At 41.6% G+C, this 13,436-nt stretch carries 10 protein-coding genes; 4 read left to right on the top strand and 6 right to left on the bottom strand.

The window, feature by feature from the left end:
* The first annotated feature begins 85 nt into the window (after positions 1-85).
* The 4 genes from H8S90_RS16225 to H8S90_RS16210 all read left to right on the top strand — a co-directional run bounded on the left by H8S90_RS16225 (position 86) and on the right by H8S90_RS16210 (position 6,180).
* Positions 86-817: a DUF4397 domain-containing protein gene (locus tag H8S90_RS16225; RefSeq protein ID WP_187338896.1), complete on the top strand. Its 732-nt coding sequence runs from the start codon at positions 86-88 to the stop codon at positions 815-817.
* Positions 818-988: 171 nt separating this feature from the next.
* A complete protein-coding gene (locus tag H8S90_RS16220; protein WP_187338895.1) occupies positions 989-1,978 on the top strand; it encodes an NAD(P)H-dependent glycerol-3-phosphate dehydrogenase in 990 nt (329 codons plus the stop codon).
* 65 nt (positions 1,979-2,043) lie between these two features.
* A complete protein-coding gene (gene ggpS / locus H8S90_RS16215; RefSeq protein WP_255501633.1) occupies positions 2,044-4,290 on the top strand; it encodes a glucosylglycerol-phosphate synthase in 2,247 nt (748 codons plus the stop codon).
* Positions 4,291-4,398: 108 nt separating this feature from the next.
* On the top strand, positions 4,399-6,180 hold the full coding sequence (locus H8S90_RS16210) for a DEAD/DEAH box helicase (protein ID WP_187338894.1): 1,782 nt from the start codon (positions 4,399-4,401) through the stop codon (positions 6,178-6,180).
* A gap of 123 nt (positions 6,181-6,303) precedes the next feature.
* Here the strand turns inward: H8S90_RS16210 and ggt are convergent, their stop codons facing one another.
* The 6 genes from ggt to H8S90_RS16180 all read right to left on the bottom strand — a co-directional run bounded on the left by ggt (position 6,304) and on the right by H8S90_RS16180 (position 13,356).
* Positions 6,304-8,010 carry a gamma-glutamyltransferase gene (gene ggt, locus H8S90_RS16205; protein ID WP_187338893.1) on the bottom strand — a complete coding sequence of 569 codons (1,707 nt, stop codon included), beginning with the start codon at positions 8,008-8,010 and terminating at the stop codon, positions 6,304-6,306.
* 20 nt (positions 8,011-8,030) lie between these two features.
* A complete protein-coding gene (locus H8S90_RS16200) occupies positions 8,031-9,032 on the bottom strand; it encodes an NAD(P)H-dependent glycerol-3-phosphate dehydrogenase (RefSeq protein ID WP_187338892.1) in 1,002 nt (333 codons plus the stop codon).
* A gap of 102 nt (positions 9,033-9,134) precedes the next feature.
* Entirely contained in the window at positions 9,135-9,485 is a 351-nt protein-coding gene (gene gldC / locus H8S90_RS16195; RefSeq protein ID WP_187338891.1) for a gliding motility protein GldC, read from the bottom strand.
* A gap of 143 nt (positions 9,486-9,628) precedes the next feature.
* Positions 9,629-9,880, bottom strand: a complete 252-nt coding sequence (locus tag H8S90_RS16190; RefSeq protein WP_187338890.1) for a hypothetical protein — start codon at positions 9,878-9,880, stop codon at positions 9,629-9,631.
* Positions 9,877-11,211, bottom strand: a complete 1,335-nt coding sequence (locus tag H8S90_RS16185) for a DEAD/DEAH box helicase (RefSeq protein ID WP_187338889.1) — start codon at positions 11,209-11,211, stop codon at positions 9,877-9,879. Before H8S90_RS16185 ends, H8S90_RS16190 begins: the two co-directional genes overlap by 4 nt.
* Positions 11,212-11,214: 3 nt before the next feature.
* The gene (locus H8S90_RS16180) at positions 11,215-13,356 is read right to left on the bottom strand and encodes a prolyl oligopeptidase family serine peptidase (protein WP_187338888.1); all 2,142 of its coding nucleotides are present in this window, start codon (positions 13,354-13,356) and stop codon (positions 11,215-11,217) included.
* Between the last annotated feature and the right edge of the window lie 80 nt (positions 13,357-13,436).

The raw sequence follows: 13,436 nt of genomic DNA, 5'->3' as shown, positions 1-13,436 counted from the left end.
AACGCTGTAGCACTTTCTGCCAATAAACCGTTAAACAACTAGCTATATAAAAAATATTAGTAAATAATGTTGCTTGTGTGAATGTATGAATATACACCTTTTATTTAAAAAATTTAAAAACAACTATCGATACATTTTTTTTATCGTCCTATTGCTTTCATTAAGTGCTTGTTTAAAAGATAATGACGCGCAACATGGAAGCATTCCCGGAACCTTAGTATCCATAGTCCATGCTTCTCCCGATGCGGGACCACTTGTAATGGGCATCAATGGTAGTAGAATAGATAATCAATCGTTTAACTTTGGTAACCGTATCATTTATCAATTATTATACCCGGGATCTTATCAGTTTCAAACAAACCGGGCAGCAGATAACAAAGCGCTAGACATTAAGCATTGGAGTCTTCAGGCTGGCATGTGTTATACCATCTTTGCGACAGATCGGGTAGACTCACTCGAATTATTAGGTGTTCGGGATTTTGAATACGGAGATCAGCCTTTAGAAAACCACTCAAAAGTGAGGTTTATTAATTTATGTCCTGATTCTCTTTCATTGGACTTAGAAGCGAGCAGTATAGACACTTTATTGGCCAATAATAAAAAATTTAAGGAAAACACCCCATTTGGTGATATTCCAGCCATCGACAGTAGTGCGGTCTATAGGCTCAACATACTAAATCACGAGAGCAACACCTCTTTGACGAGCCTGGAATTCAGGCCAAAAGAAGGAAAATATTATACCATAATGGCCAGTGGCTTTATGGAAACCGAGGATGATGCGCAAAAATTCAAAGCATTTATTCTCGAGCACGATTAGGTTGATTGAAGTCCATCGCTTTCCCCTTAAGATGGACTGCCGCCCTATCCCTGGGGCGGCTTTTTTTTGATATACGCGCTATTTTAACTATATTTGCAATCTTCGTATTAGGGGCCTTACGTATTAAGTAAAGTTCCGTCTTAAAGTTTCACCATTTAACTCCGCGAAAGATTGAAAAAAATTAGTGTGATTGGGGGCGGCAGCTGGGCCACTGCTTTAATTAAGATTTTTGCTGAAAACAAAATTGATATAGCCTGGTACCTACGAAAAAAAGAATACGTTGACAGCCTCTTAGAATCTGGAAGGAATAAGAATTACCTTAGTTATCTCCAACTTCCTATGCAACACATATCTGCTTCTCACCACTTAGATGAAGTAATCCAACAAGCTGAAATTCTTCTCTTCGCTGTTCCAAGTGCCTATTTAGCGGGAGTCGCGAGCGAAATAACTCCTGGGGATGTCGTGAATAAGAGAATCATCACTTCAATTAAAGGCACCTTAAATGGACAACATGTTTTGCCTTCCTCCTACCTAGCGGATCGCTTCGGAATAAGCATGGATCAACAAGCCATCATAGCGGGCCCTTGTCATGCAGAAGAAATTGCCATGGAACGCAAAACCTATATCACTATAGCGTCAAGAAACCAGAAATTTGCTCAGGAACTCCAACAATCCATCAATTCTTCCTATCTGGTAACACATACTAGCAATGATCCTATTGGTATAGAGTATGCTGCTATTTACAAAAATATTATCGGTATAGCCTGTGGAATAGCAAAAGGACTTAACTACGGCGATAATTTTCAGGCGGTGATTGTTTCGAATGCGATCAATGAACTGTCGCAATTTCTCAACTCCTTAAAACTAGATTCCATTAAAATAGCCACATCCGCCTATTTAGGCGATTTGCTGGTAACCGCCTATTCTAATTTCAGTCGTAACAGAACTTTCGGAGAAATGATTGGAAGAGGTTACTCTGTACAGCTGGCTAAATCACAAATGAGCATGGTTGCAGAAGGATATAACGCCGCAAAAGGAATTTATGAGGTAGCAAAAAAAATACGGGCGCATACACCTATTGTCTCTACAGTATATCGTATTTTGCATAATCATATTTCTCCCTACGTTGAATTTAAAATACTGGAAAGCCAGCTGCTGTAATACCTAATCTTCTATTGCAGCTTTAAAATTAAAACAAAAACAAATTTACCTTAAAAAAAAACAATATGATGTTACTTGCTACAGATCTAGACGGAACGTTTTTAGGTGGAAAGAATGTAGATCGATTAAACTTATATCGACTCATTCAAAAACACCAGGATATACGCCTGGCGTTTGTAACAGGCAGAGGGTTAGAATCGGTCATGCCGTTATTAAACGACCCTATCATCCCCAATCCTGATTATATTATATGCGACGTGGGTGCTACTATATTAAATGGTAGAACAATGGAGCCTATAGAACCTATACAGTCTCAAATTGAAAAGAAATGGCCTGGCATATTTACCTTTCGTGACGAACTACAGCACATCGAGGGCCTACAATTTCAAGAAGTACCGCAGCAGCGCCGATGCTCGTTCTACTATGAAAAGGATACCGACATCAAAGCTATCGAAGAAATTGCTGCTAAATACGGTTGTGATGTACTCCTATCAGCCGGACAATATTTAGATATTCTTCCCGGTGGAATTAACAAGGGGGAAACCTTAAAACAATTAGTTAAAACACTCAACTTTCCACCAGACATGGTATTGGTTGCCGGCGATACGATGAACGACTTGTCTTTATATGAAACTGATTATAAAGGCGTTGTCGTAGGAAGAGCAGAACCACTTCTGATAGATGCAACCGCACAATTAAAAAACACCTATCATGCAAAAGCAGAAGGCGCGGGAGGCATTTTGGAATCAATGTTACATTACCCAGCGTTTAAAAGTTATTATAGAGAAGCAAAAAAGGCAAAAAAAAGCAAGCAGGCGGGAGAACCTCAGCTATTGATGGTATACCACCGCCTACCATTTGATAAGGAAATTATAAATGATGAAGAAATAAGAGTTCCTCCCAAAAGTCCTAACGGCATTATACCTTCTTTACTGGGCTTTTTCGAGAATGGACGGCCAGGAGTTTGGGTTGGAGAAGAGGAAGAAAAGAATAAACATACTAGCCGCGCCGTTAAAAAACAATTCATTGATGAGAAAAAATATCCCAACTTAACAGCTTCAATTATATCACTTCCTAAAAAGGACATCGATCTTTTTTACAGAGTGTTCTCTAAAGAGGCCTTTTGGCCAACCATTTTTTCATTTATCGATCGGGCGAAATTCAATCATGAACATTGGGCACATTATGTAAGGATAAATAAGCTATTTGCCGAGCGCGTAGCTGAAGAAGCTGACCAAGGAGCACTTGTTTGGGTACATGAATATAATTTATGGATGGTACCTGCCTTTTTACGACAATTACGACCCGATGTTAAAATAGGTTTCTTTCACCATACAGCCTTTCCCCCTGCGGATATATTCAACATCATCCCCTGGCGTCGGGAAATAATAGGAAGTCTATTACAATGTGATTTTGTAAGTTTTCATATTCCGCGATACGTCGAAAATTTTGTAGATGTATTGCGTAGTCATTCTCCAGTAAACGTGATAAAGAAAATCAATGCAGCAAAACAATTCCTCACGTATAGCTGCGCCTTGGGCATCGATCAAATGACCAAAGAAATAGAGGTTGGCAACCGGCGTATAAGGCTTGGCGCGCAACCCGTAGGAGTCAATATTAAAAATATCACACGCATCTATCATCAGAAGAAAACACAACAACGTATAGAAAGCCTGAAAAAAAGAACACAGGGTAAACACATCGTCTTATCTGTTGAACGACTGGATTACGTCAAAGGACCTCTAGAAAAAATAGAAGCATTTGGTGAGTTTTTGGAAGAGTATCCGGAGTTTCATGGCAAAATAGAACTTATTAATATCTGTACCCCGCCCTCTCAGGGAATGAAAATCTATGAAAAAACGCAAAGAGAGCTGGAGCAGGCTGTTGGGGAAATAAACGGCAAATATTCAAGTCTAGAATGGACACCTATACGATTTTTTTTCCGATCGGTGCCCTTTGAGGAGGTAATCACTTACTACGCCATCGCCGACATCGCATGGATAACTCCACTACGAGACGGGCTTAACCTTGTTGCCAAAGAGTACGTAGCCGTTCAAGGACTAAATAAAGATGCTAACGGCGTACTGGTTATCTCAGAATTTGCGGGCGCATCGGTGGAACTTCCCTACGCGATCCTGACCAATCCTTACGATCCGAAAAACATGAAGGAAAGCCTGTTACAGGCTCTTACCATGGAGGCTGGCGACCGCAAATTACGCATCCAAAGGCTCTATGAGACTGTGAGCCATTATGACATTGAACATTGGGGCAAAGAGTTCATCCACGAATTGGAAGCTGCGGCAAAAGCATAAATAAAAGCAGGCTTTGTAAAATTATTTTGCATAAGCTTGCTTTTATTAATTATTAGCTTTACCTTTGCGCCTTCCTTAGGCAATGAAGCCTAACGTTTTTTGAATTTCATGAACCCATTTAGTCAATTGGGAATCCGTCATGATGTTGTTAATGCCGTTACAGAGTTAGGGTTTGAGAACCCAACTCCCATCCAGGAGCAAGCTATTCCAGCACTCCTTACAGGCAGCAGCGATTTTGTCGGATTGGCCCAAACAGGAACCGGCAAAACCGCAGCATTTGGCCTGCCGTTGTTAGAATTATTAGACTTTTCGCAAAATCTGCCCCAGGCACTGATACTTTGCCCTACGCGCGAATTATGTTTGCAAATCGCTAATGATTTAAAAAAATTCTCTAAAAATATCGATAATGTGCACGTCGTAGCAGTATACGGTGGAGCTAACATTAGCGATCAATTACGTCAGATTCGCCGTGGTGTACAAATTGTTGTAGCAACACCAGGACGGATGTTAGATATTATTGGCCGCAAAGCAATCGATTTTTCTGGAGTACGCTACGTAGTATTGGATGAAGCAGATGAAATGCTCAACATGGGCTTTCAGGAAGACATTAATAATATCCTTTCAACAACTCCCGAAGAGAAAAAAACTTGGCTGTTTTCTGCCACAATGCCGGCAGAAGTTCGTCGCATTGCGAAGAACTACATGACTGATCCTTTTGAGCTTACCGTTGGTACGAAAAATACCGGTAATGTAAACATCGATCACGAATATTATGTGGTTAAACCGCGTGATAAATATGCAGCCTTTAAACGTATTGTAGATTTTAATCCAGAAATATTTGGAATTGTTTTCTGCCGTACTAAAATTGAAACGCAGGAAATTGCGGAGGCCCTCATAAAAGATGGTTATAATGCTGACGCCCTGCACGGAGATTTGTCGCAACAACAACGTGATAAAGTAATGAAAAGATACCGCGAACGGAGTCTTCAGTTACTTATTGCTACCGATGTTGCAGCACGTGGTATCGACGTTAACAACGTTACCCATGTGATTAATTTTTCGCTACCAGACGAAATTGAGAATTATACCCACCGTAGTGGGCGAACAGCACGTGCAGGAAAAACAGGTGTTTCAATTGCCCTAATTACGGCGAGAGAACTTGGAAAAATACGTCAGATAGAACGTGTAATCGGCAAACAATTTGTAAAAGCTGAAATTCCCAGTGGATTCGACGTTTGCGAAAAGCAATTATTTGCATTAGTTCATAAGGTAAAGGCTGTAGACGTCAATGAAGATCAAATAGGTCAGTACCTTCCTAGAATTATGGACGAATTTGCTGAATTCAGCAAGGAAGATGTTATCAAACATTTTGCGTCGATTGAATTCAACCGCTTCTTAGATTATTACGAGAATGCTCCTGACTTAAATGCTGCGGCAATTGAGTCGAAAAGTAGTGATCGTGGTGCACGTGGTGATAAATTTGGACGTAATGGTTATAAATCGGATTACACACGTTTGTTTATCAATCTAGGCTCCGTTGATGAGTTTACCAGAGGTGACATGCTTGGATTTATATGCAACAATGCGCAAATCAGTGGCAAGTCTATAGGTAAAATTGACCTTAAAGGTGTCTATACATTCTTTGAGGTTGAAAACAGCATAGCCGATAAAGTATTAAATGGCTTTAATCAAGCAGATTTTAACGGCCGTTCGGTAAGGGTAGAATTAGCAGGTGATCGTGATGGCGGTGGCGGCAGCCGTGGCAGAAGTAGATCTTCTAGAGGTGGAGATGGCGGCCGTAGAAGTGGTAGCCGTGATCGTAGCGACAGTGGGTTCCGTGATTTTTCGGGCAAACGTCGCGAAAGAAAAGGCGAAAAAAAACGCTGGTAATCGGCCACAGGCTACTCCGATAGTCATTCATTGGAAATAGCTATAAAACATGAGTTACTTATTATGCATTAAGAGTAGGATACAAATCCTCATACTTAACACATAATAAGTAACTCATTTTCTTTAATACCCTAAAGCTACGTCATCACCTCTAGGATCGGCACCTCCTTGTAATGAGCCGTCTGCATTCACTAAAATCGCGTCAACCCGCCCTATACTACCTCTTGGCGTAAACTTGTAGTGTTTTGCTTCCAGTCTTTTTCGTACATCAACTCGAATTGCATCCTGCTCAACGTAAACTTCATCTGGCATCCATTGATGATGAAAACGCGGAGCACTGACCGCCTCCTGCATATCTTTGCCGAAGTCTATTACATTCAAAATGGTCTGAAACACAGACGTGATAATGGTAGACCCTCCCGGTGTACCTACAACCATAAATAACTTATTATTCTTAGTAAGAATAGTGGGAGTCATAGCGCTCAACATGCGTTTGCCTGGCTCTATGGCATTAGCTGCACCACCTAGCAAACCATATAAATTAGGCACCCCCGGTTTTATAGAGAAATCATCCATTTCATCGTTCAGCAAAAAACCGGCGCCTTTTACCACTACTTGCGAACCATACGAGTTATTCAGCGTCGTAGTAATCGCCACAGCATTACCCTCTTTATCTACTATCGAAAAGTGTGTGGTTTCCTCGCTCTCATATGTTTTAGGGTCACCCGCCTTAACCGCGCTGCTGGGCGTTGCCCTCGAAAAATCTATGTCACGCATTCGCTCTTGCTGATAATTACTATCTAACAATCCTGTCAATGGAACGGGATAAAAGTCAGCATCGCCCAAATGTTCCGACCGATCAGCATATACTCTACGTTCGGCTTCCACCATTAATTGAACTGTCGAATCACGCTGAAAACCCCATCGAGATAAGGGATATGGTTCAACCGCTTTTAATAACGAAACTAGCGCTACCCCCCCACTGGATGACGGGGGCATCGAAATAACCTCGTGATTACGATAACTACTAACTATAGGCTCCCGCCATTTCGCTTGATAGTTTTTCAAGTCGTCCGTAGTAATGATGCCATTACCCCTCCCCATCTCTTCTATAATTAAAGATGCTGTTCTTCCTTCATAGAAACCCGCCCTTCCTCGATCTTTAATCAATCTAAGCGTACGTGCCAATTCCCTTTGTACTAAGCGATCGCCTTCCTCCCAGTGGCCTTTCTTTTTTATAAGGGCCGTTCCCAGTGGGTTAAAGCGCTGAAAAATTTCTTTTCTCCTGTTGAGTTCGTCAGCCTGCATAGCGGTTATCGGGAAACCTTTCCGTGCTAGATCAATCGCTGGTTGCAGAAGATCTTTCCACGGCAACCTAGCAAATCGTTCATGTGCTTTCACCATGCCGTCTACCGTTCCAGGTGTTCCCACAGATAACTGCCCATCTAGACTTAAGCGCTCAATAGGATCCCCCGATGCATCTAAATACATATCTCGACTGGCTTTCTCAGAAGCCGTTTCCCTGAAATCCAGCGCAGCCCGTTCATTATTCGAAGAACGATAAACCATAAACCCACCGCCGCCGATATTACCCGCATTCGGGTAAACAACGGCAAGCGCAAATTGAACAGCGATAGCTGCATCTACGGCATTCCCTCCTTTTTTAAGAATATCAACACCTACTTCCGAAGCCAAAGGGTGAGCGGAGACAACTAGCCCATTTTTGTAACTGACAGGAGTTTGCCCATAAGCAGCAACTGAAATAAAAAAAGACAGCAGAAAGAGCTTTGTTTTTGTAACAAATAGTTGATCAAGTAATTTTTGCTTCATATAACACTGTTTTTAAACCATTATGTTAATAACTCGGCGAGCAGTTTCATCTCAATATGTGGCGAATGTTTTTCATATAATATGGCATATACGGCTCTACAAATAGGCATTTCTACCTGATAGGTTTTATTTATTTGATGGATACATTTCGAGGCATAATATCCCTCCGCAATCATATTCATCTCTAATTGTGCCGATCGAACAGTATATCCTTTACCTATCATATTCCCAAACGTACGATTGCGGCTAAACTGAGAATAAGCAGTTACTAATAAATCCCCTAGATAAGCAGACTCGTTAATATCCCGGTTAATTGGGTGAACATTTGCCAAAAATCTCGCCATCTCCCGAATAGCGTTCGAAATCAGTACTGCCTGAAAATTATCTCCAAACCCTACACCATGACAGATGCCACTTGCTACCGCATAGATGTTCTTCAGCACTGCGCCATATTCTGTTCCATAGATATCGTCAGACAGAACGGTTTTTATATACCGGGTATCTAATAAATCAGCAAAAGTTGTGGCCGTATCCAAGGAGTCCGAGGCAATGGTTAGATAAGACAATTTTTCCAATGAAACTTCCTCCGCATGACAAGGGCCGCTGATCACTGCTATATACTCAATTGGAACACCGAAAGCTGATTGTAAATAATCTCCAACAAGCTGATTTTCGTCGGGAATAATGCCTTTAATGGCACTGATAATATATTTACCCTTCAGATCTTCAGACTTTACTTCATGCATCGCATCTTTCAGAAAGGCCGCAGGCACATTTAATACAATTAATTCAGACTCTTGAATCACTTGTAATAAATTATCCGTTATTTGCTTGGCAGGAAGTTTGATCTCAACGGCACTTAAATAGTTGGGGTTATGGCGATATTGTCTAATATACTCAACTGTTTCTTTATTTCGCATCCACCAATAAATCGTCTTTTCCCTATCGTTATCGCTTAGCATTTTAACTATGGCTGTCGCCCAACTTCCCCCACCAACCACTGCTATCTTTCTAGTACGCATATAATAAAAAAAGTCCCTATTTTAATACAGGGACAAGTTAATTAAATTTACATTTAAAAAATACTTTTCAAGCCCATTTGTTGATGGGAACAACAACAAAGTTTAACTCTTCTTCTGTGTCACTTCCATTTTTTCAGCAAAATGATCGCAATAATCTCTTAAATCGCCAATAACGGCTTCCGCCAAGGGGTCAGTTCCTGCTGCTCGCAAGAAAGAATCACCCATTGTTTGCAGTGTTTCATAAAAAAAGCGTTTCATTTCATCTAATGGCATATCTTTAGTCCATAAATCTATACGTAAGGCGTTTTTATAATGATGATCCCATAATGCCAGAAACATTGCCTTAGTTGGTAGTGCTTCTTTATTCTCGCCTTCAGTTGATTCCCAGGTGATCTGTTGAGGGATATTCGCGTCGTCCAATTCAATCGTCAATTTAATCTCTGCTTTTCTCATATGTTCTCTATTATCAGGTTAACGAATTTCAGTAGTTTGCCTCCTTTGTACAGGCATCAATTTAATACAAAATTGATTAGACAAACGACTCTACTAATCTAAAATAACCATTTTATAACTTATATATTAACTATTCAAGATGACTAGCCACCAAGTCCAATGACCCAAACTACCAGCACTGTAAAAACTATAAAACCTATTTCGACCAACCAAATCTGTTTCATTTTTTTAAAGAAAAATCGAAAAAATTGATCAGCTACAGCGAGCACTAAAACCAAAATCAATCTCATTCCTGCCGCATGTAGTGCAACGTGACCAATGACAGACTCCCATAGGATCCACGCAGCAAGGGAGGCGCAGGCAATATTCAGTGGCGTTATTCTAATTTGCTTCATCGGTAGCGCTTAGCTTTCGTACCCGCTTTCTTTAATGTTGGCTTTCTGGCTGATGCCTTCTTCGTATTATTCTTCTTCAAATTAGCAGCCTTTTTTTCGTGGAAAGCACCCTTAAAATCGGGGTTCTCTTTTCGCTTCTGCGCATCTATTTCTTTGGCTATGGCTTGTTTTTCTTCTATACCTGTTTTTTCTATAACTACACCTTCCGGGATTTCCATTATCGGTATTGTCTGTCTAATCAGTTTTTCAACCTTATTAACATAATATTCTTCCGCAGGTGAACAGAAACTAATGGCCACTCCTGTTTTATAGGCTCTACCTGTCCTTCCAATGCGATGTACATAGTCTTCTATGACAATGGGTATGTCAAAATTAATAACATGACTTACATCACTAATATCAAGTCCTCTTGCCGCTACATCTGTAGCAACCAAAATCCGTACATCACCGTCTCTAAAAGCATTGATCGAGTTGATTCGGGTATTTTGTCCCTTATTTGCATGAATTACACGTACGCCCTCTTCACCGTATTTTCTAAGTAGAAAATGATACACATTATCTGCTGACACTTTGGTTTTGCAGAATACAATCAATCGATGTAATTCACTGTCATCTTTTAATAGATGCTGTAAAAGATTAATCTTTGTCTTGATATTCGGCACCTTAAAAAGCCGTTGTGATACGGTCGCCGCCGGGGTAGCCTGCGGTGCTACCTCTACGATTGTCGGAAAAGCCAGAAAATCTCCTGCTATTTTATGCACAAGCTCGCTCATTGTAGCGGAAAAAAGAAGGTTTTGTCTTTTACGTGGCACGATCTCCAAAACACGATGGATTTTGCTAATGAAACCCATATCCATCATTTTATCCGCTTCATCCATCACCATCACCTTTAATTGCTTGAGATTAATATGCCCTGCTAAATAAAGGTCTAGAAAACGTCCAGGAGTCGAAACAATGATATCGGTTCCTGCATCTAGTGCTGCTATCTGTGTTTTAGGACCTAAACCGCCATAAAGCACGGTTGTCCTCAGGTCCGTATACTTGGCAAAGAGCCTCACCTGTTCCTCAATCTGCATGGCCAGCTCACGTGTAGGTGATAAAACCAAAGCGCGGGGATCGTTTCCCTGTGCATATTTCAAATTCATCACGATAGGTAGCACATAGGCTGCGGTTTTGCCTGTTCCTGTCTGGGCAATCCCCATCACATCCTGCCCGGCTAGTATGGGAGTAATCGCCTTTTGCTGAATGGGTGTAGGCGTTGTATAACCCGCCTCCGCTATTGCGTTCAGTATTTGTTTATTGAATTTAAAATCCTCAAACGTTTTGTGCATAGCCTACAAAGATAGGGAATTATTGACGTTCTTATGCATCAATTGTTCCGTTAAAAAATCAGCAGTAGCCTCTGCTACCTTCAATGCGTTGGCATGACGCATCCAATGATGAGTATCGTCTGGTATGACCAGGTAACTGTAAGGAATTCCCTTCTGCTCGAAGCGACGCACCAAATCCACACTTTGATGAAACGACACATTCCGGTCATCATCCGCATGAATAATAAGCACGGGTGACTTCCATTGATCAAGCCATGTTACAGGAGAAGATTTTTGTACAGCACGCAAAGCTTCCTCTGTATCAGGAGCAAGCTCCGCATCTGTAGTCGATAGTCTTCCCATAAAGTTATGCACACCATGGATATCCACACCGGCAGCGAATATCTCGGAATCCCTGGCTAGAGCCATTGCCGTTAAATACCCGCCATATGATCCGCCATATACACCTATCTTATTTTTATCTATTCCCGCTTGGCGAGCAAGCCATGCTCCAGCAGCCTTAATATCTTTATATTCAGCGGCACCATACATGCCACCATGGGCTGGTTTATGTGCTTCGTAACCATAGCCAATTCCTAAGCGATAGTTCACCGACAATACCGTAAAACCCTGGTTTACCAAATATTGGTTGAGTGCATAGTTATACGCATAATAGTCCATATAATGCCATCCCAACAACATTTGTCGCTGTGGACCGCCATGTATATACACAATAGCAGGATGATCACCTGTTGAATTAACCGGTTCGTACAATTGCGCATGCACCAACATCCCGTCTTCTGCCTCAAAAGTAACTGCTTTTGGGGTAACCAGTTGGTTCAGAGGAAGGTCAGCCGGCAATAAATCTTCGCCTAAAATTTTAATATCAGATGCCCCGCCCTCTTCAAGCATTTTTACTGCGGGCAATAGCGGCTGTTCTGCCGTTGCTTTCAACATAAGCAAGGCCTTACCATCGCCCGTTATCTGCGGATAGGTTTCCATCCCTTTACCATCGGTCAGAAGTTCCATTCCTGGCTTATCCACAGCTACCCTACCTATGTGTCGACGGTGAAGATCCAGGCTGTCACTTCCTGTGTTTGCACTGAAGACAAGTGTTTTTTTATCAGGACTTAATGTTACGTGCTCAACCATAAAGTCTCCCGGCGTTAATAAAATAGGTTGTCCTTGCGGTTTCAAGGGAAGCGCATAAATATGCGGCCATCCATCGTGATAAGAAACAAAATTAAGATGGCTTTCCAAACCCCATTGCAAATTTGCCCCTCCCTGTGTAGTAGGCAAGGATCCCGCCAGTGTTTCCGGAGCTTTCCATACGCGCATTCCCTCCCCCGTTACACTTGAAGCCACCCAGATCTCCCAAGGTTGATGTTTTCTCGCAAGCAAAGAATCGGGCGCGCCGCCTTTACCGGGCGTACGAACGAAAGCTATCTCCGAACCATCAGGCGACCATACCGGATTGCTATCCCATGCAAAGGCCGGTGATAACCATACAATAGGTTGATCCAAGTGAGAAAAGACGCCAAGGAAAGCATGATCGTCTCTCAAGCAACTAAATGCTACCTGATCTCCAGAGGGAGACCAGCTAAAGGACTGCACATTCCCACGGATAGCAAACAACCGCTCTGCCGGAGAAGAAGCATCTATGGGTGCCACCCAAACCTGACCGTTCCTTAAAAAAGCCACACGATCATTCATTGGGGAAATTATAGGATAGTCGCCCTCACCGATCCGCTGTGGTTCACCACCCTCGAACGGAAGTGAAAAGATTTCAACCTTAGGTGCCACTGGTAAGGAAAGAGAGTTAACTGCTGCTCCGCCGCTCCCACCATGATCCCCACCACGCACGTACACCACCCATTCGCCATCATCGGAAACGGAAAGACTACTGATCTCTTGCCCGTCATCACTTGAATAATTTGTTAATTTTATCGGTGTAAAATTTTCATCATCAGAAACATATATATTTCTCTTACCTTCCTCGTTAAGAGCAAAAGCAATTTTTGATCCTGTTGCTGCACTGGTTAACCCAGTTGGGAAAGGAAAGCTGTAAATACTTTTCAATTCAAAATGCTGTGCTTGCATGGAAGCCCCCTTCATCAACAAGCAGAAAAGCAATAATCGTACAAGAACTAAATTATTCGAAGACATAACAAGTAATGTATTTAATATGTAAAAACAATCCCAAAATATGTACTTTTGGGAGAAAATACGACACATTCCTTATAAAT

The organism is Olivibacter sp. SDN3, assembly GCF_014334135.1.
Taxonomy (GTDB): Bacteria; Bacteroidota; Bacteroidia; order Sphingobacteriales; family Sphingobacteriaceae; genus Olivibacter.
Note: the sequence above shows the minus strand (reverse complement) of the source record. Positions and strands in the feature narration are given on the sequence as shown.